This is a genomic window from Rhizobium rhizogenes NBRC 13257 (genome assembly GCF_000696095.1).
GTDB classification, from domain to species: Bacteria; Pseudomonadota; Alphaproteobacteria; order Rhizobiales; family Rhizobiaceae; genus Rhizobium; species Rhizobium rhizogenes.
The window spans coordinates 1-17,537 of record NZ_BAYX01000010.1 but is presented as its reverse complement, the minus strand read 5'-3'; the positions used below and the strand labels follow the sequence as shown (position 1 = coordinate 17,537).

The 17,537-nt window shown below is 60.5% G+C and carries 21 protein-coding genes; 16 read left to right on the top strand and 5 right to left on the bottom strand.

Annotation, left to right across the window (positions count from 1 at the left end; genetic code table 11):
* Positions 1 to 46 precede the first annotated feature (46 nt).
* The 4 genes from fliG to motA form a co-directional block, all read right to left on the bottom strand.
* Positions 47 to 1,090, bottom strand: coding sequence for a flagellar motor switch protein FliG (fliG, locus tag RRH01S_RS22365; protein WP_007695722.1), 1,044 nt, complete (start codon positions 1,088 to 1,090; stop codon positions 47 to 49).
* A 123-nt stretch (positions 1,091 to 1,213) separates the two neighbouring features.
* Positions 1,214 to 1,753 carry a flagellar motor switch protein FliN gene (fliN, locus tag RRH01S_RS22360; protein WP_007695724.1) on the bottom strand — a complete coding sequence of 180 codons (540 nt, stop codon included), beginning with the start codon at positions 1,751 to 1,753 and terminating at the stop codon, positions 1,214 to 1,216.
* A 64-nt stretch (positions 1,754 to 1,817) separates the two neighbouring features.
* Positions 1,818 to 2,765, bottom strand: a complete 948-nt coding sequence (locus RRH01S_RS22355; protein WP_374188763.1) for a FliM/FliN family flagellar motor switch protein — start codon at positions 2,763 to 2,765, stop codon at positions 1,818 to 1,820.
* A gap of 2 nt (positions 2,766 to 2,767) precedes the next feature.
* The gene (motA, locus tag RRH01S_RS22350) at positions 2,768 to 3,640 is read right to left on the bottom strand and encodes a flagellar motor stator protein MotA (protein ID WP_007695731.1); all 873 of its coding nucleotides are present in this window, start codon (positions 3,638 to 3,640) and stop codon (positions 2,768 to 2,770) included.
* Between the two features lie 229 nt (positions 3,641 to 3,869).
* On the opposite strand from motA, the gene flgF reads away from it, so the two are divergent.
* From flgF to RRH01S_RS22280, 14 genes are all read left to right on the top strand, one after another.
* Entirely contained in the window at positions 3,870 to 4,604 is a 735-nt protein-coding gene (gene flgF / locus RRH01S_RS22345) for a flagellar basal-body rod protein FlgF (protein ID WP_007695733.1), read from the top strand.
* A 12-nt stretch (positions 4,605 to 4,616) separates the two neighbouring features.
* On the top strand, positions 4,617 to 6,005 hold the full coding sequence (gene fliI / locus RRH01S_RS22340) for a flagellar protein export ATPase FliI (RefSeq protein WP_012650939.1): 1,389 nt from the start codon (positions 4,617 to 4,619) through the stop codon (positions 6,003 to 6,005).
* Position 6,006: 1 nt separating this feature from the next.
* Positions 6,007 to 6,552 carry a hypothetical protein gene (locus RRH01S_RS22335; protein ID WP_007695742.1) on the top strand — a complete coding sequence of 182 codons (546 nt, stop codon included), beginning with the start codon at positions 6,007 to 6,009 and terminating at the stop codon, positions 6,550 to 6,552.
* A 118-nt stretch (positions 6,553 to 6,670) separates the two neighbouring features.
* Entirely contained in the window at positions 6,671 to 7,063 is a 393-nt protein-coding gene (gene flgB, locus RRH01S_RS22330; protein ID WP_007695746.1) for a flagellar basal body rod protein FlgB, read from the top strand.
* A gap of 16 nt (positions 7,064 to 7,079) precedes the next feature.
* Positions 7,080 to 7,496 carry a flagellar basal body rod protein FlgC gene (flgC, locus tag RRH01S_RS22325; protein WP_007695748.1) on the top strand — a complete coding sequence of 139 codons (417 nt, stop codon included), beginning with the start codon at positions 7,080 to 7,082 and terminating at the stop codon, positions 7,494 to 7,496.
* Positions 7,496 to 7,846, top strand: a complete 351-nt coding sequence (gene fliE, locus RRH01S_RS22320) for a flagellar hook-basal body complex protein FliE (protein ID WP_007695750.1) — start codon at positions 7,496 to 7,498, stop codon at positions 7,844 to 7,846. Before flgC ends, fliE begins: the two co-directional genes overlap by 1 nt.
* Positions 7,847 to 7,944: 98 nt before the next feature.
* Positions 7,945 to 8,733: a flagellar basal-body rod protein FlgG gene (gene flgG, locus RRH01S_RS22315; protein ID WP_007695760.1), complete on the top strand. Its 789-nt coding sequence runs from the start codon at positions 7,945 to 7,947 to the stop codon at positions 8,731 to 8,733.
* Between the two features lie 33 nt (positions 8,734 to 8,766).
* Positions 8,767 to 9,252: a flagellar basal body P-ring formation chaperone FlgA gene (gene flgA, locus RRH01S_RS22310; RefSeq protein WP_007695762.1), complete on the top strand. Its 486-nt coding sequence runs from the start codon at positions 8,767 to 8,769 to the stop codon at positions 9,250 to 9,252.
* Positions 9,249 to 10,367 carry a flagellar basal body P-ring protein FlgI gene (locus RRH01S_RS22305; RefSeq protein WP_007695764.1) on the top strand — a complete coding sequence of 373 codons (1,119 nt, stop codon included), beginning with the start codon at positions 9,249 to 9,251 and terminating at the stop codon, positions 10,365 to 10,367. The genes flgA and RRH01S_RS22305 overlap by 4 nt, the downstream gene beginning before the upstream one ends.
* The gene (locus RRH01S_RS22300) at positions 10,364 to 10,903 is read left to right on the top strand and encodes a MotE family protein (RefSeq protein ID WP_007695766.1); all 540 of its coding nucleotides are present in this window, start codon (positions 10,364 to 10,366) and stop codon (positions 10,901 to 10,903) included. The genes RRH01S_RS22305 and RRH01S_RS22300 overlap by 4 nt, the downstream gene beginning before the upstream one ends.
* On the top strand, positions 10,900 to 11,616 hold the full coding sequence (gene flgH / locus RRH01S_RS22295) for a flagellar basal body L-ring protein FlgH (protein ID WP_007695767.1): 717 nt from the start codon (positions 10,900 to 10,902) through the stop codon (positions 11,614 to 11,616). The genes RRH01S_RS22300 and flgH overlap by 4 nt, the downstream gene beginning before the upstream one ends.
* A 45-nt stretch (positions 11,617 to 11,661) precedes the next feature.
* Positions 11,662 to 12,156 carry a flagellar basal body-associated FliL family protein gene (locus RRH01S_RS22290; protein WP_007695769.1) on the top strand — a complete coding sequence of 165 codons (495 nt, stop codon included), beginning with the start codon at positions 11,662 to 11,664 and terminating at the stop codon, positions 12,154 to 12,156.
* Positions 12,153 to 12,911 (top strand): flagellar type III secretion system pore protein FliP, encoded by a 759-nt coding sequence (gene fliP, locus RRH01S_RS22285; protein WP_012650941.1) that lies wholly within the window; start codon positions 12,153 to 12,155, stop codon positions 12,909 to 12,911. Before RRH01S_RS22290 ends, fliP begins: the two co-directional genes overlap by 4 nt.
* Before the next feature lie 201 nt (positions 12,912 to 13,112).
* Positions 13,113 to 13,502 carry a hypothetical protein gene (locus RRH01S_RS22280; protein ID WP_007695781.1) on the top strand — a complete coding sequence of 130 codons (390 nt, stop codon included), beginning with the start codon at positions 13,113 to 13,115 and terminating at the stop codon, positions 13,500 to 13,502.
* A gap of 68 nt (positions 13,503 to 13,570) precedes the next feature.
* Here RRH01S_RS22280 and RRH01S_RS22275 read toward each other — a convergent pair whose 3' ends face one another.
* Complete coding sequence (locus RRH01S_RS22275) at positions 13,571 to 15,514, bottom strand: O-linked N-acetylglucosamine transferase, SPINDLY family protein (protein WP_007695783.1); 1,944 nt, start codon at positions 15,512 to 15,514, stop codon at positions 13,571 to 13,573.
* A 333-nt stretch (positions 15,515 to 15,847) separates the two neighbouring features.
* On the opposite strand from RRH01S_RS22275, the gene RRH01S_RS22270 reads away from it, so the two are divergent.
* Both RRH01S_RS22270 and RRH01S_RS22265 read left to right on the top strand, forming a co-directional pair.
* Positions 15,848 to 16,753: a flagellin N-terminal helical domain-containing protein gene (locus tag RRH01S_RS22270; RefSeq protein WP_037221086.1), complete on the top strand. Its 906-nt coding sequence runs from the start codon at positions 15,848 to 15,850 to the stop codon at positions 16,751 to 16,753.
* A 257-nt stretch (positions 16,754 to 17,010) separates the two neighbouring features.
* A partial coding sequence (locus tag RRH01S_RS22265) for a flagellin N-terminal helical domain-containing protein (RefSeq protein WP_042474314.1) occupies positions 17,011 to 17,537 on the top strand: 527 nt, incomplete at its 3' end.

Sequence of the window (17,537 nt, the reverse complement as noted above, 5' to 3'; positions counted from 1 at the left end):
CCCTGTTTTGAACAGTCTAGGACGATTCAGGTGAGTCGCGTCGAACTTACGCGGCTTTCTCCACAGGTGTCGTGTCCTTGGCCTTGAGTTCGATCTGGCCGGAATTGGAAAGCCGGATGGCTTCCTGCGCGATGGCGCGTCGGGCGACGGCGATTTCGCGTGCATTGACGCCGTTGCTGGGCACCTGCAGATCGGATTCGATCATGCGGCGCTGGCGTGGGCTGATCGATGCGAGCACGATTTCGCGGATGTCCATGGTCGAGCCGCGCAGCGCCATGGTGATGATATCCGAGGCGATGTCGTTGAGCAGCAGCACACGGCTCTGCTGCGGCATGAGCATGAGGTCGTCGAAGAGGAAGATCTTCGGGCGAACCTTGTCGACCGATTCCTTGCTCAGCGTTTCGAGCGACGTCAGCAGGGTATCGACCTGCGGCTTGTCGAGCTCGTTCATCAGCTCCGCCACCTTGGTCGAGCCGGATGCGTTGCGCTCGGCTTCGATCTCCGTCATCAGCCCCTGGACGCGGTTCTCGATGATCTGCGCCGCTTTCGGGCTGACATCCTTGAGATTGACCGTGCGGTTCATGATGTCGGCGCGCTGCGCCTCCGGCAGCTGCAGGAGGATCTTGGCGCCGAAGGAGGATGGCATCATCGACAGCATATAGGCGATGGTTTGCGGATGTTCGCGCAGGAAGAACTTGGCGACGAAGGCCGGATCCGCTTCGCCGAGGCGATCCCAGATCGAAGCCTCATAGGCCTGGAAGGCCGTGCGTCGGCCGAGCAGGCTATCGACCTCGTCCGGCGTCAGGCCCTCTTCGAGAATGCTCTCGATCGCCTTGGCATTGTCCATCAGGCCGGCGCCTTCGGTGAAGAGATCCTCGAATTCCGCCACGAGCTGCGCCAGTTCGTCGGGCGGAATGAGCCGCAGCGATTGCGCCGAGGCAATGATGAGCTGCAATTCATGCTGCGTGAAATATTTCAGCAGCCGTCCCGCCACTTGTTTTCCCATGGCAAGAAGAACGGCTGCGGCCTTCTCGGCCTGAGACAACGGTTTCTCGGCAAGGGCGCCGCTGAAATCGTCAAAGTCCATCATGGTCTTCATCTCCGTCCCGAACAGGGAGTGGCTTATTCTGAAAAGAAATCAGGCTTTCATTGCCCGATCCCGAAATGATCTTCGGGAATAGTATGCAAAATCAAATAAACGGAGCGAAATGACTCATTTCGCCTTGTTGTTGGACAGCTCGATCAGCTTGATGCCGAACCGGGTATCGTCGTGTTCCAGGACGGTAATTTCGCCCCGGCCGATGCAGCGGCCGTTTACGGTGATTTCGACGGGTTCACCGATCCTCTTGTCGAGGGCGATAATCGCGCCTTCGGTCAGGTTCATCAGGCCGGAAACCTGCATGCGGCTGCTGCCGAGCACGATCTGGACGTCGATCGGGATATCCATGATCAGGTCGAGATTGGCGCTCAGCGCGCTGCCGGGAGCGGCCGTTTCGGCAAAGGCGGAGGGGCCGCCGAAATCGCCTGCGCCGAAGGCGGAGCCTGCATCGTCGCCACCGAATTCATCGCCGAAGGCCGAAAGACCGGTGGCCGGCTCGGCGCCGAACGCGTCGAGATCGAAATCCGGCGCGACGCCGTCGGTATCTTTCTTCAGGACGCCACGCAGGCCGTCGATAGCCTCGTCCAATGCGGCGTCGCTGCTTGCGATTTCGAGCGAATCCTCGCTGCTTTTCTGTGTCGTCTTCGTAGCCATGAAATCACTATTCCAGTTGAAACTTGCCTCAAGCTGCCGTGGGTGCGGGCCGCACCCCGGCCGCTCAATTCATCAGGTGTCGAAGAAGCTCGTCGTCGGAATTCACGGTGTCCTTGACGCGTACCGTGTAGTTCTCGCCGGAGCGGCCGAATTCGCAGACATAGAGGTCCTTGCTGTTGGCGCTGACCTCGACCTGGACGTCGCTCGTATCCATAAAGGGAATGACATCGCCGACGGCGAGCCTGGAGATCGTGTCGAGCGTCAGCGATTGCAGCCGGATGCGGGCTTCGAGCGTCACCTGCGAGCGGCGTACCTGCTCGTTGAGTTGCTCCGCCCACGCGCCGGTCGAGGCGGATGGGTTCTTCGCTCGCGGCGCGCTGACCACGGTGCGCAGCAGCTCGTATTGCGGAACGATGACGACGATTTCCGAAACGGTCTTGCCGAGCGAGATCGTCATTGCGATGGCGGCGGCGAAATCGTCGGTCTGGCCGGCAACCGGCGTCGGACGATCCTCGATATTGTAGGGCGGATCCAGATAGGGTTCGAAGCCGCCGGTCGCGTTGACGGCCGAGCGCAGCACGTTGGCGATCTTGTCGAACACCATGACGGAGAGGTCGAGTTCGATTACCGAAAGCGGCCGCGCGGCGGGGGAGTCGATTGTCTCGGGCTGGGCGCCCAGCAGATGCTCCATCAAGGTCATGACGAAGCCCGTGCCGCAGCCGAGCAGGAAGTTCTGCGACCAGTTGCGCAGGGAGCCGTTCACCAGGGCGCAATTGCTGCCGATGCCGGCGACGAGCTCGCTCATCAGGCCCGACCGGCAGCCGGCATAGCCGACGGAGACATCCAGGCCGGTTTCGCTCTTGATGATGTCGGGGAGGAACTCGGCATAGACCTGGCCGAAGGCCGTGCCCAGCTTTGCAAGCGTCGCAGGGTCGCCAAGGCCACCGGTCAGCTTGGCGAAGAGGACGGGATCCATCGTCTGTTTTGGGTGCGTTGATTGCTGGCTCATGATCGTCAGGCCGCCTTGCTCTCACCGCCGGGGTTCATCATTTCCTGCTCGACCGCGTCGATGGACGGCCGCTCATAGGAGGAGATCGTCTTGCGGCCGTATTCGAGCGCCACCTGCGGCACGGAGCCGTTCATGTAGGCGAGCAGCGTCTGCTTCACGATCACGTAGAGGCGATGCTGCTTGTTGCGCACGATCTTGATCTGCGAGACCAGCGGCGCGCAGACGGAGTAGGACAGAATGATGCCGAGGAAGGTGCCGACCAGCGCCGAGCCGATCAGGTGCCCGAGCACCTCAGGCGATTCGTTGATATGGCTCATGGCCTTGATGACGCCGAGGACGGCGGCGACGATGCCGATCGCCGGGAAGGAATCCCCCATGATCGTGATCGCATGATAGGGCTTCATCTTGTCGTGCTGGATAGTGTTGATTTCTTCGTCCATCAGCGCCTCGATCTCGTGCGAGCGGGCATTGCCGATGATGATGAGGCGGACGTAATCGCAGATGAAGGCCGTCAGGTCCCGGTTCTTCAGCACCGTCGGAGCGGCCTGGAAGATCACCGATTCATCTGGATTGTCGATATGGGCTTCGATCTCGTTGCGCGACTTGGTGCGCAGGTCCCGCATCAGTGCATAGAGCACGCCGAGGGTGTCGAGATAGTCACGCTCTTTGGGAACCGCATGCCTGAAGGCTTCGCCCAGCGCCTTGCCGGAGTCCTTCAGGACCTTCATCGGATTGGCCATGATGAAGCCGCCGATGCCGGCGCCCGCGATGATGACAAATTCGAAGGGCTGGAACAGCGCGTTCACATCCCCACCCATCGCCATGAAGCTGCCAATGATGCAGCCGCAGGTCACTACAAATCCGATAATAATATTCATCGCCGGTCCACACCTGAACGTTGCTTCCTCAAATCAACTAGGAAACCTGCCTTGCGTGAGGCTGTTCGGCACGTCAGTCAGCAGGCCTTTTGTCGTGTCAGCCTCGCACAAGCCAATGTCGGCACAGTAACGGCTAAGGGCATCTATGCCCGGCTAACGACATGTTGGAACGCCGCGCTATCGGGCGTTTCCTGTCCCGTTATTCTCCAATGTCCGGAGGGCGTTGAAAATGCAGTCTGGTATTTATGTGTCGTTGTCATCGCAGATGGCGCTCGAGCGGCGCCTGACAACGGTCGCCGACAACATGGCCAATGTGAACACCACCGGTTTTCGTGGCACAGAGGTCAAGTTCAATCAGGTGCTCAGCAACACCGAAAACAAGCTCAACGCCAAGGTCGCCTTCGTTTCGCAGGGCAATGATTATCTCTCCACCAGCAATGGCGAATTGCAGAACACCGGCAATCTCCTCGATTTTGCCGTCAAGGGCGAAGCCTGGTTCGGCCTCAATACGCCAGCCGGCCTGGTGCTGACGCGCGACGGCCGTTTTACGATGACGGACAGCGGCGCGCTGGTCTCGGCACGCGGTTATCCCGTGCTCGATCCCGGCGGTGCGCCGATCCAGCTCGATCCCACCGGCGGCGCGCCGACCGTCTCCTCGAATGGCACGATCACGCAGAACGACAAGCAGGTCGGCCAGATCGGGCTTTATACCTCCGATGTCAGCAAGGGTTTCCTGCGCTACAACAACAGCGGCGTACTGCCCACCGATACGCCGCAGCCGGTGATCGACCGCTCCAATATCGGTGTCGCCCAGGGCTATCTTGAAAATTCCAACGTCAATGGCCTGCGGGAAATGACAGAACTGATCGAGGTCAGCCGCGCCTTCGACAATATCACGTCGCTCACCAACAGCAGCGAAAGCACGCTCTCGGAAGCGATCAAGACCCTCGGCGGCAGCCAGTAAGAAGGGCGGATCATGTTCGAGGATCGGATGCCGGAGGGGGCGTTGTCCCCAAGGTTGCCGCATATGGCCGCGCTGGCGGAGCACTATGCGATGACGGAAAACGCGGTCGCTCATGGCGGTCATGTGCGGACTATCGCGGCCGGGCACTACACGGTCGCCGGCCTTTCCAGGCATGTGCGTCTCGGCGAGTTCGTTGCCCATCGGTCGGCGACTGGCGTCCATCTCGGCGAGGTCGTACGCGTCGAACCGGAATTGACCTATGTCTGTCCGATCGAGCCGGGCGAGCCGATCGGTATCCACGACACCGTCATCCGCAAAGGCGCCTTTCGTATCGCGCCGTCGGAAAGCTGGTGCGGGCGCACCATCAATTCGCTGGGCGAGCCGATCGACGGCCTGGGGCCGCTGACGGCGGGCACGCAGCCGCGCTCGATCTCCAACACCGCGCCACCTTCCATGACGCGCAAACGCGTCGAGACGGGCTTCAAGACCGGTGTGCGCGCCATCGATATCTTCTCGCCGCTCTGCCTCGGCCAGCGTCTCGGCATTTTCGCTGGCTCCGGCGTCGGCAAATCGACGCTGCTATCGATGCTCGCCCGCGCCGATGCCTTCGACAAGGTGGTGATCGCGCTGGTCGGCGAGCGCGGCCGTGAAGTCCGTGAATTCATCGAGGATACGCTCGGCACCCACATGCAGAAGTCGGTCGCGGTCGTTGCGACCAGCGACGAGAGCCCGATGCTGCGCAAGATGGCGCCGCTGTCGGCGATCACCATCGCCGAACATTTCCGCGACCAGGGCGACAATGTGCTTTTGATCGTCGACAGCGTCACGCGCTTTGCCCACGCCATCCGCGAGGTTGCGACCGCATCCGGCGAGCCGCCGATCGCGCGCGGCTATCCGGCGTCCGTCTTCACCGAGTTGCCGCGTCTTCTGGAGCGCGCGGGGCCGGGGCCGGAAGGCACGGGCACGATCACCGCGATTATTTCGATCCTCGTCGATGGCGACAATCATAATGACCCGATCGCCGATTCCACCCGCGGCATTCTCGACGGTCACATCGTCCTGCAGCGCTCTCTCGCGGAGGAGGGACGCTATCCGCCGATCGACCCGCTGGCCTCGGTCTCGCGTCTGGCGCGCAAGGCCTGGACGCCGGATCAGGAAAAGCTGGTGTCGCGCCTGAAGGCGCTCGTGCATCGTTACGAGGAAACGCGCGACCTGCGCCTGATCGGCGGATACCGCCAGGGCGCCGACGCGGATCTCGATATCGCCGTCCGCCAGGTACCGATCATCTACGAGATCCTGAAGCAGACCCCAGGCGAGCGGCCCTCCGCCGACGCCTTCACCGATCTGGCGACCGCCCTGAAGAACGGCGCGGTCGCAATCACACCGGCAAAGAGAGGCTGACGTGAGAGAAACCGATGCAGACGAGCCGGTCGCTCCGCCGAAGCCGGCGAAAAGGCGGACCGTCACCGACAGAGCGCTGGCCTGCACTGGCCTGGTGCTCGCCGGTATCTCGGCTTTCTTCCCGTGGTACGTGTTTCTGAATCCGGACAAGTTCGGCATTCAGGTCGCCGAGGGCGACCGGACGCGGGATCTGCCGAACTGGCCGGGGCGCGAGATCGTCAGCGTCTCGCCACTTGCCATGGTCAACAAGAATCCGGGCGAGCCGAAGGACATGATCCCCGATCCGCTGACGACGGCGACGGTCAGCAGTGTCGGGCGGGAGGACGATAAGGGTCCGCCGGCGGAAGATCAGCCGTTCCCCGGCAAGTCGCCCTTCCATCTGCTGCACGTCGCAAACGGCCGGGCGCTGATCGAGGATGACAACGGCATGTTCGTCGTGCGCGTCGGCTCGCTTCTGCCCGATAACAGCCGCCTGGCCACTATCGAGCAGCGCGACGGAAAATGGGTGATCGTCACCTCCACCGGCGACGTCTACAGCCATGAATAAATACTCGAAATCGCCCGCATGCCGGGCCTTTTAAAGACTTCCGCAAGAACGCGACCACCGCAAGTCCCACGCAAGATTATCCCTCTAATGTCCCTGGTGTAAGAACGGAGAGAAGCCCATGCAACCCATTCAACTCTTTGACCTGGCCTCGCGGCAAGCCGAGTGGCTTCAGACGCGCCAGGAGGTTGTTGCCGGCAACATCGCCAATGCCAATACCCCGAAGTTCCGCGCCAAGGATGTGACGCCGTTCCAGGCTGTTCTGGACAACCAGAATGTCGGCATGGCGAAGACCAATCCGGCGCATCTCTCCGGCAACGAATTCAGTCAGAGCGGCGACATCAACGTCGAGGAAGCGTCGCTCAATCAGGAAATTGGTGTCCAGGAATCGGGTAACACCGTCGGCCTGGAAGACGAGCTCGCCAAATCGGGCGAGATCAAGCGCCAGTACAGCTTGAACACCGCACTCGTCAGCTCCTTTCATCGCATGATGTTGATGACCGTAAAACAATAGATGAAGTGAAGATGTCATGGATCCCTTATCTGCCGCATTGAAGATTGCGGGCTCCGGCCTGGAAGCTCAGTCGACCCGCCTGCGCGTCGTCTCCGAAAATATCGCCAACGCCCGTTCGACGGGCGATACGCCCGGTGCCGATCCTTATCGCCGCAAGACGGTGACCTTCGGCGCCGAACTCGATCGGGCCAACGGCGTGACGACGGTCGGAGTGAAGAAGATGGGCGAGGACACCGGCAAGTTCGTCGAGCAATACGACCCGGACAATCCGGCGGCGGACCAGAAGGGCTACGTCAAGATGCCCAACGTCAACATCCTTGTCGAAATGGCCGACATGCGCGAGGCCAATCGTTCCTACGAGGCCAATCTGCAGACGGTCCGGCAGGCACGCGACCTCATCTCCTCCACCATCGATCTGCTGAAGAATTCATAATGATTGACGCTATCAAGAATGTCTCCTCCCTCTCGGCAACCCGTGGCCTCGGCAGCATCGCGACGGATCTGAGCTCCGCCGCATCCAACGCGATCGCATCGACGCCGGAAACGGCAATCGGAAGCTCTGCTGTCGGCAGCTTCGCCTCCGTCATGTCCGATGTGGCGAAGAATACGGTCAGCACGCTGAAGGAAGCTGAAAATGCCTCCTTTGCCGGCATCAAGGGCACGATGAGCACCCGCGAAGTGGTCGACAAGGTCATGCAGGCGGATCAGACGCTGCAGACGGCGATCGCGCTGCGCGACAAGATGGTCTCCGCCTTCCTCGATATTACGAAAATGCAGATCTAGGGTGGATTGCTCCGCTCAAACTATGTGACTTGGCGTGTTCCTGTTCCAAAGCCGCTTGGCGGCTTCCGGGATCGCGCTCCAGACCGAAGGACGAAAACATGAGAGCGCTCGCTATTGCCGCGACGGGCATGGACGCCCAGCAGACCAATCTCGAAGTGATCGCGAACAACATCGCGAACATCAACACGACGGGCTACAAGCGTTCCCGCGCCGAGTTCTCGGACCTTCTGTACCAGACCGAGCGCGCCAAGGGCATCGCCAACAGGCCGAACCAGGCGGTGGTGCCGGAAGGCGCCAATATCGGCCTCGGCGTGCAGACGACGGCCGTGCGCAACATCCAGATTCAAGGCGAGCTGTCGCAGACGTCGAACGATCTCGACGTCGCGCTTGTCGGACGTGGCTGGTTCCAGATCCAGATGCCTGATGGTACGACGGCCTATACCCGCGCCGGCTCCTTCAACAAGAGCGATACCGGTCAGATGGTCACGCCCGATGGCAACGTGCTGCAGCCGGGGATCACCATCCCGAGCAATGCCAGCAACGTCGTCATCAACCAGTCCGGCCAGGTCTCGGCGACGATCGGCACGGCGACCACGCCGACGGTTCTCGGTCAGTTGCAGATTGCCAACTTCGTCAACGAGGCTGGTCTGCAGCCGATGGGCAGCAACCTCTTTACCCAGACGCCGGCGTCCGGCGATCCCGTCGTCTCCGACCCGAACGAAAACGGCTTCGCCTATATGAAGCAGGGTTATCTGGAATCGTCGAACGTCGACCCGGTCAAGGAAATCACCGACCTGATCACGGCGCAGCGTGCCTACGAGATGAATTCCAAGGTCATCACCACCGCCGACGACATGGCGCAGATCGTCAGCAAAAACCTGAAGTAATAGAGGGACGGGCCGAACATGAGGTTTCGCCGGATGAAAAGCTTAGCAATGGCCTGGTTCGCCGCAGCGGGCCTATCCGTCATGTTTGCGCCGGCTTTCTCCGCCGGCGCAACGGGTGTCGACGGAACCAGCATGGGCACCGCCGTGGTGCCGACCGAGGTGATCTATCCCGGCGATATCATCGGCAGCGGCCAGCTCGAAGAGGTCGATGTCACCAATCCGAACCTGAGCGGCGACTACGCCCGGACGATCCGGGACGTGACGGGCAGGGTATCGAAGCGCACACTTCTGCCTGGCCGCACAATCTCGATTTCCGCGCTTCGCCAGCCCTTTGCGGTGACGCGCGGTTCGAACGCCCGATTGGTGATGAGCATGGGCAGCATGACGATCACTGCGGCCGGGACGCCCCTGGACGACGGCGCGGTCGGCGACAGCGTGCGCGCCCGTAATCTGGATTCCGGCATCATCGTCAACGGCACTGTCCTCGAAAACGGCACGATCCGCGTGGTCTCGAAATGAGAAGCCTTCGTCTTTTTCTTGCGGTTCTGATGGCATTGCCCAGCCTGATCGTCTCTGATCCGGCGCTTGCGATGCAATCGCGCATCAAGGATATCGCCTCGCTGCAGGCCGGCCGCGACAACCAGTTGATCGGCTACGGCCTGATCGTCGGTCTGCAGGGGTCCGGCGATGGCTTGCGGTCTTCGCCCTTCACCGAGCAGTCCATGCGCGCGATGCTGCAGAATCTCGGCATTTCGACGCAGGGCGGCCAGTCCGCCGCCAAGAATACCGCCGCAGTGATGGTCACGGCCAACCTGCCGCCCTTCGCCAGTCCCGGCAGCCGCATCGACGTCACGGTCAGTTCGCTTGGCGACGCGACCTCGCTTCGTGGCGGCACGCTGATCATGACCTCGCTCAGCGGCGCCGACGGGCAAATCTATGCCGTGGCGCAGGGCTCTGTCATCGTTTCGGGTTTCCAGGCGCAAGGGGCGGCCGCCAGCGTCACTGAAGGCACCACCACCGCCGGCCGCGTGCCGGGCGGCGCCATCATCGAACGCGAACTGCCGTCGCGCTTCAAGGATTCCGTCAATCTCGTCCTGCAATTGCGCAATCCGGACTTTTCCACCTCGGTTCGCATTACCGACACGGTCAACGCCTGGGCGACCTCACGCTTCGGTGCACCGATCGCCGAGGCGAAGGATTCGCAGGAGGTTGCGATCAGCAAGCCGAAGATGGCGGACCTGACGCGGCTGATGGCAGATATCGAAAATCTCGCCGTCCAGACCGACACGCCGGCCAAGGTCGTCATCAACGAGCGCACCGGAACGATCGTCATCGGCGCTGATGTCCGCGTCTCGCCGGTCGCCGTCAGCTACGGCACCCTGACGGTTCAGGTCAGCGAAAATCCGCAGGTCATCCAGCCGGAACCCTTCTCCGACGGCCAGACGGCCATCCAGGACCAGACGGATATCACGGCGACCAAGAGCGGCGGCGGCGTCGCGATGCTCCAGGGGCCTGACCTGAAGACCCTCGTTTCCGGCCTGAACAATATCGGCGTCAAGCCGGACGGCATTATCGCCATCCTGCAAGGCATCAAATCGGCCGGCGCCCTGCAAGCGGAGCTCGTGCTGCAATGATCTTGATCGCTATCGCCAGAAAGATGTTGAACTCCTGCTCTGCGGCCATGGCCGCCCTGCTGTTGTCCGTCTGCGCCGCGGCGGCGCAGGAAGCGCCGAAACCGATCGTCGATCCGGCATCCAGCCAGGACGAGATCAGACAGTTTTGCACTAATATTGCCGATCCGGCCCGTGACCAGCGCTACCTTCTGCAAAAGCAGGAGCTTGAAAAGCTGCAGGCAGACGTCAACCAGCGTATCGCCACCATGGATCAGCGCAAGGCGGAATATGAAGACTGGCTGAAGCGCCGCGACGACTTCCTGAAGAGTGCCGATACCGGTCTGGTCGACGTCTATAAGAACATGAAGCCCGATGCGGCGGCGGCGAGCCTTGACGGCGTCAAGGTCACCATAGCGGCGGCGATCATCATGAAACTCTCGCCGCGCCAGGCGAGTCTCGTTTTGGCGGAGATGGATGTGCAGAAGGCGGCAGCCGTCACTAACATCATGGCCAGCGCGTCTGATCCGAATACATCGAAGTCGAAGGACCCTTCATGAACATGCGTCTTACGGCCACCTGCGCGATCGTCGCCGTCCTCGCCGGCTGCCAATCGCCGCAGGCTCTCAAGGAACTCGGCCGGGCACCCGCGATGAGCCCCATCGGCAGCGGCCTGCAATATGCGCAGACGCCGCAGATGTCGCAATATCCGAAGCGGCCGCATCAGGTCGCGCAGGGCTATTCGCTCTGGAACGATTCGCAGGCCGCCCTTTTCAAGGACGCGCGCGCGCTGAACGTCGGTGACATTCTGACCGTCACGATCCAGATCAATGACAAGGCGAATTGGGACAACGAGACCAATCGCAATCGCACGAACAAGAGCGACATGAACTGGGATATTTCGGCCAAGATTTTCGGCTGGAAGCCCGCCACCAACGCCGACGCAACCTCGGGCTCCGATACCAGCACCGACAGCAAGGGCAAGATGCAACGCTCCGAGCAGATCAACCTGCTGGTGGCTGCCGTCGTGACCGGCATTCTCGAGAACGGCAACCTGATGATCAGCGGCTCGCAGGAAGTCCGCATGAACCAGGAAATCCGCATTCTCAATGTCGCCGGTATCGTGCGGCCGCAGGACGTCACCGCGGACAACACGATTTCCTACGACAAGATCGCCGAGGCGCGCATCTCCTATGGCGGCCGTGGCCGCCTGACGGAAATTCAGCAGCCGCCGGTCGGACAGCAGGCGGTCGATCTGCTGTCGCCGCTCTGACGGTCAGACAGTATACGACATTTTTGGAACGGGCGGGTAACAGACATGGCAGAAGCCGCAGACGCATCGGCAAACAGCAAGGGATCGCCGCTGGTCATGACCATCGTCGGACTGCTCGCCCTGACGGTTCTCGGCGGCGGCGGCGGTTGGTTTCTCGGCACCATAGTCGCGCCGAAGATCAAGGCGGCGACGGCTGCCGTGCAGGCCGCCACACAGACGACCGGCGACGAAAAGCAGGCGATAGCCCCGCTGGAATCGAGCAATATCGTCCAGCTCGATCCGATCATCACCAATCTCGGCTATCCCTCGCAAAACTGGATCAGGCTGGAAATCGCGCTGGTGTTCAAGGGCCAGCCGGACGCGCAGCTTGCCCAGGCGATCCATGAAGATGTGCTCGCCTATGTCCGCACCGTCTCGCTGCAACAGATCGAAGGTCCTCGCGGGCTGCAATATCTTCGGGATGACCTTCAGGAACGTGTTGACCTGCGCTCCGAAGGACGCGTATCGAAAGTCATGTTCAGGACTTTCGTGATCGAATGATTCGATTATTACTTATTTTATCTACATTAGTATTTGCTATATTGTCGCCTGAACTGGCGATGGCGCAGCAATTGTCGCAACAGATTCCGACGGATCTCCTGAACACCCCGGTGAACGGATCGGTCGCGGCCTGGATTATCCGCACCTTCGGGCTGTTGACCATCCTGTCGATCGCGCCCGGCATCCTCATTATGGTGACGAGCTTTCCGCGCTTCATCATCGCGTTTTCGATCCTGCGCTCGGGCATGGGCCTTGCAACCACCCCGTCGAACATGATCCTGCTCAGCCTGGCGCTGTTCATGACCTTCTATGTCATGTCGCCGACCTTCGATCAGGCCTGGAAAGATGGGGCGCAGCCGCTGCTGGCCAATCAGATCTCTGAGGCGGATGCGGTTATGCGTATCGCCGAGCCTTTCCGCACCTTCATGGCAAACAACACGCGTGACAAGGACATCAAGCTCTTCGTCGACCTGGCACAGGAGCGCGGGCAGACGGTGGTGATCGACAACAAGATCGACTATCGCGTCCTGATCCCGGCCTTCATGATCTCGGAGATCCGCCGCGGCTTTGAAATCGGCTTTCTGGTCGTGCTGCCGTTCCTGGTCATCGACCTGATCGTCTCGACCATCGTCATGGCGATGGGCATGATGATGCTGCCGCCGACATCGATCTCGTTGCCCTTCAAGATCCTGTTCTTCGTGCTGATCGATGGCTGGAACCTATTGGTCGGCAGTCTCGTACGTTCTTTCCACTAATCTGCGGACGGAACTTTACCTGGATCGCCAGGCTTGCGTTCATAGCCGACACTGCAGCCCGGATTGACTTCGGCAGACGCAAATTGGCTATGGTGCAAAAGAGACGACATGCCCAGTCTCCTTGACCCGGAATAGATGCTTGGCAAGCGCGACGGATCGCGTGTATCGATCTCATGACATCTATCGTTGCGAGATATGAGCATGAAGACGCGCGACTGGATCTATGTGGGATTGCTGGCGTTTATCGCCTTTGGCTTGCTTCTTGATGCTGCGATCTGGCCTTACAGCCCACCACGGTGGATGACGGCCAACGATCTGGTCCAGATGGTCGGCAACATTCTGTTGGTTTCGTGGTGGCAAATTGCGGATGCTAACGAGCGTGGGTGTAGCCGCACCCCCATCGCCAAGCTGACGACTGTCCTGTTCGCTCCACTGGGTCAGGCCATCTATCTCTACCAAAGCAGGCCGTGGAAGCGTGCCAGCCTTTTATTTTTCGGCTTTATTGCAGGCGTGCTCGTCGTAGCGACCGGCGCCGTTTATCTTGCCGCCTGGCTTGTGAAGACTCATATCTTTCCCCCGGAGTTTACTTAGCCAGCATCGGAATAGTGACGGCGACGGCCGAGGTTGACCGCCCTGCCGCGCCTGTCGGTATTGCCGTCCTATTCTGCGGCGATCGCCGCCGCATTCCCATCTTCGGCCAGGAACGGCTCGGTGCGTATGGGCAGCGCCGGCACATCCATGTGATCAGGAGCGAGACCTTGCTTCGCGCGCTCGACCATCATCGCATATGCCGTCTCCAGGTGGCTGGTGAAGCGTTCGGCGTCGAAGAGCGGCTTGATGTAGCGGTTGGCGGCCAGCACGTCCTTGAGCCTGGCGACGCGCTCCGGCTCTCCGGCAAATTCCACGGCCATGTTCTCATAAGCCTGGACATCGGCGGCGACCAGTTCCGGCACGCCGATGGCGTTGAGCAGGCTTTCGCTGACGCGCGAGGCGAAGTTCGTGCCCTTCATCGTCAATACCGGCAGGCCGCCCCAAAGCTGCTCTGAGGTCGTCGTATGGCCGTTGACCGGGAAGGTGTCGAGACCGAGATCGGCGAGCTGCTGGCGGTCGATGTGATCTTCATAGCGAATACGGGTGGTGAAGACGACGCGCTTGCGGTTGACGCCGCGCGCCTCCAGGCGGGCCCAGAGATTGGCCTCGGCGCGCGGGCCGTTGCACAGCAGCCAGAGCACGCTGTTCTTGGTGCGCTTCAGGATATTGCACCAGACGTCGACCATCTGCGAGGTGATCTTGCGGTTGCCGTTGAACGAGGCGAAGACGAAGGCGTCTTCCGGCAGCCCGTGCTGAGCGCGGGTCGTCGGTCGCGGCTTCGGACGGTAGATCGGGTCGTTTGCCTGATAGCTTTCGGGCAGCCGGCAGAACTTCTCGTGAAAATGCGGCTTGGATTGTTCCGGCAGCACGTAGGGATCGCCGATGATGTAGTCGAGATCGATATTGACGGTGGAACCGGGAAAACCGAGCCATGACGTCTGGATCGGCGCGGCCATGTGGTTGAGGATGCGCGCGCGGCTGTCTTTGGTGTGTCCCTTGAGGTCGACGAGAATATCGATGTCGCGGGCGCGAATGACTTCGGCGGCCGCCTGATCGGTGAGGCTGCGGATATCGACCATCGCCCCCCATCTCGAATAATCGAACTCTTCCTCTCGCTGCGACGTCAACGACGAATGGTCGAAGAGGGTGATCTCGAACCTGTTCCGGTCGTGCAGCTCCAATATGCGCTGCAAAAGCTTCATGGTTGCGTGGCCTGGCCAGAAGTCCGAGGAAAGATAGCCGATGCGGATTTTGTCTGTCCACGCATGCGGCGCCTTGCGGCGGGCCTCGGCATGCCCGGCGGGCAGCGGTAGCGTGTCGTGGATGGCGAATTTGTTGATCGCTTCGTCACCGCACCAATGCAGGTGGAAGAAGGGGTTGTCCGGCGTGACGTGATCGAGATTGCCCGCGGCCAACGAGGCCTTGATGGGCGCCATGTGTTTGTCGACCATTGCGAGGTCGGACACTTCGCGCGCGAAGATCAGGTAAAGCGTGCGGAAGACGATGTTATCGGGATGGTTCTTGAACAGCGTCGCGACGATGTGCCGGTTACTTTCGTCGTAAAGGTTGTCGGTCAGCAGTTTCGCGGCCAGCAGCCGGTGCCTGAGCTCGGGTCCGTCGACCAGCACGGTCTTGAAACCGGTCAGCAGTTCCTTTTGCTGGCGGCCCAGGAAAATGCGGACGAGGGCATAGGCGAGCTCCGGATCCTTGAAGGCCAGCGGCAGGATCAGGCTGCCGATCGACAGCGCCTGGTCCTCGTTGCCGCAATCGGCATGAAGCAGCAGGGCTTCGCGCAGATAGTCCTCACGATGGGGCTTTTGCCGGCCCGCCAGTTCATAAGCTTTCGCGGCGTCCGATTTGAAGCCGAGCTTGAGCAGCGTCTTTGCCAGCAGCGCGTAGGTCTTCGGTGAAGTATCGCTGTTGAGCAGCTCGTTCAACGTTTCGAGCGCGCGCGTATACTGCCCCTTTTGGTAGAGATTGGAGGCTGTCACAAAGGCGTTTTTCATAGTCACGAGCGAGAACTCCGAGCGAAATGTTGAACAGGCACCGGCTGGAGGCCGGGGACCGTCATCATGGATTCGCCGGATCATCGCGCGCGTAGCTTGCCTGAAACCGAAGCGGCGGTTGAACCGCTCGTTTACGCACTGTTAGCTACGTTGAGGACATCCGTTGCCGCGTCCCCCGGATTTAAGGAATTCGCAAGTAATGGATGCGAGCTTACTCGTGACATGACGGGTTTGGCCCCCTAGGAAATGGGGCCGAGGAGCATGAAGCCACTCCGTCATCGCCGGTATTTGAAGTCCGGTATGTCCTCCTTTTTGTATTCAGTTTTCGGGGACACACTTATGACCAGCATTATCACCAACAATTCCGCTATGGCCGCCCTCCAGACGTTGAAGGGCATCAGCAGCAACCTGCAGGACACGCAGAACGCCGTTTCGTCCGGCCTGCGCATCTCCAAGGCTTCCGACAACGCCGCCTATTGGTCGATTTCGACTTCGATGAAGTCTGACGACAGTGCTCTCGGTGCCGTGTCCGACGCCCTCGGCCTCGGCGCTGCCAAGGTCGACACCGCATCGACCGCTGTCACCAGCGCCATCGACGTCGTCGGCCAGATCAAGGACAAGCTTGTCACCGCCATGGAAGGTTCGGTCGACAAGGACGCGGTTCAGGAAGAAATCGGCCAGCTTCAGGCACAGCTCCAGAGCGTCGCTCAGTCCGCTTCGTTCAACGGCGAGAACTGGGTCATGGCTGCCAGCGGCGACTCCGCTTCGGTCGTTTCCTCGTTCATCCGCGGCACCAACGGCACCGTTTCGGTCAGCACCACGTCCTACGCGTTCGACACCGGCGCAACCGGCAACGTTCTGTTCGGCTCGAACTCCGGCACGATCGACACGGCTTCGGGCATTCTCGGTACTGTGTCCGGCTCCTACTCGGTCTTCAGCCTGGATATCTCCAGCATGACCACGGGCCAGATCTCCAGCGCTCTCGACATGGTTCAGACCGCTCTGAACTCGTTGACCAGCATGGGTTCGAAGCTTGGTTCGATCTCCAGCCGTATCGACCTGCAGACGAGCTTTGCTTCCTCGCTTTCCGACTCGATCCAGTCGGGCGTTGGCAAGCTGGTCGATGCAGACATGGAAGAAGAATCCAGCAAGCTTTCCGCTCTGCAGACGCAGCAGCAGCTGGCCATCCAGTCGCTCTCGATCGCCAACTCTTCGACCCAGTCGATCCTGTCGCTCTTCCGTTAAGAAGTAGGACTGGCGCTCCACGCCAGCCGAAATTCCTAAACAATGAGTTAACCGCGCCTGTCTAAGGCGCGGTTTTTTTTATATTTTTTGCTGTTTCATGGTTCAGATTTTCTTAACTATATTGCTGTTTTCTAGAGCCATTGAAACGGCGAGTTAACCATAACCAAATGGGGTTAACAGGCATGATGCTGAATGCCGTTACCGGTTTTTAGGTCCGGAATGTCCCTTATTTAACCACTGCCAAAGGGGCAAATACTATGACGAGCATTCTTACCAACAATGCAGCAACAGCCGCTCTCCAGACGCTGCGCGGCATCAACAGCAATCTCGAAAGCACGCAGAACGCCGTTTCGTCCGGCCTGCGCATCTCCAAGGCTTCCGACAACGCCGCCTATTGGTCGATCGCCACCTCGATGAAGTCCGACGATAGCGCCATCGGCGCCGTTTCCGACGCCCTCGGCCTCGGTGCTGCCAAGGTCGACACGGCAACCACTGCCGTCACCAGCGCTCTCGACATCGTCAGCCAGATCAAGTCCAAGCTTGTCACCGCCATGGAAGATTCGGTTGACAAGTCGTCCGTTCAGGAAGAAATCGGCCAGCTTCAGGCACAGCTCAAGAGCGTTGCACAGTCCGCTTCGTTCAACGGCGAGAACTGGGTCATGGCTGCCAGCGGCGACTCCGCTTCGGTCGTTTCCTCCTTCATCCGCGGCACCAACGGCACCGTTTCGGTCAGCACCACGTCCTACGCGTTCGACTCCGGCGCAACCGGCAACGTTCTGTTCGG

Coding starts and splice junctions, on each gene's coding strand:
- fliG (WP_007695722.1), bottom strand. CDS start 1,090: ATGATGGACTTTGACGATTTCAGCGGCGCCCTTGCCGAGAAACCGTTG.
- fliN (WP_007695724.1), bottom strand. CDS start 1,753: ATGGCTACGAAGACGACACAGAAAAGCAGCGAGGATTCGCTCGAAATC.
- motA (WP_007695731.1), bottom strand. CDS start 3,640: ATGAATATTATTATCGGATTTGTAGTGACCTGCGGCTGCATCATTGGC.
- flgF (WP_007695733.1), top strand. CDS start 3,870: ATGCAGTCTGGTATTTATGTGTCGTTGTCATCGCAGATGGCGCTCGAG.
- fliI (WP_012650939.1), top strand. CDS start 4,617: ATGTTCGAGGATCGGATGCCGGAGGGGGCGTTGTCCCCAAGGTTGCCG.
- flgB (WP_007695746.1), top strand. CDS start 6,671: ATGCAACCCATTCAACTCTTTGACCTGGCCTCGCGGCAAGCCGAGTGG.
- flgC (WP_007695748.1), top strand. CDS start 7,080: ATGGATCCCTTATCTGCCGCATTGAAGATTGCGGGCTCCGGCCTGGAA.
- fliE (WP_007695750.1), top strand. CDS start 7,496: ATGATTGACGCTATCAAGAATGTCTCCTCCCTCTCGGCAACCCGTGGC.
- flgG (WP_007695760.1), top strand. CDS start 7,945: ATGAGAGCGCTCGCTATTGCCGCGACGGGCATGGACGCCCAGCAGACC.
- flgA (WP_007695762.1), top strand. CDS start 8,767: ATGAAAAGCTTAGCAATGGCCTGGTTCGCCGCAGCGGGCCTATCCGTC.
- RRH01S_RS22305 (WP_007695764.1), top strand. CDS start 9,249: ATGAGAAGCCTTCGTCTTTTTCTTGCGGTTCTGATGGCATTGCCCAGC.
- RRH01S_RS22300 (WP_007695766.1), top strand. CDS start 10,364: ATGATCTTGATCGCTATCGCCAGAAAGATGTTGAACTCCTGCTCTGCG.
- flgH (WP_007695767.1), top strand. CDS start 10,900: ATGAACATGCGTCTTACGGCCACCTGCGCGATCGTCGCCGTCCTCGCC.
- RRH01S_RS22290 (WP_007695769.1), top strand. CDS start 11,662: ATGGCAGAAGCCGCAGACGCATCGGCAAACAGCAAGGGATCGCCGCTG.
- fliP (WP_012650941.1), top strand. CDS start 12,153: ATGATTCGATTATTACTTATTTTATCTACATTAGTATTTGCTATATTG.
- RRH01S_RS22280 (WP_007695781.1), top strand. CDS start 13,113: ATGAAGACGCGCGACTGGATCTATGTGGGATTGCTGGCGTTTATCGCC.
- RRH01S_RS22270 (WP_037221086.1), top strand. CDS start 15,848: ATGACCAGCATTATCACCAACAATTCCGCTATGGCCGCCCTCCAGACG.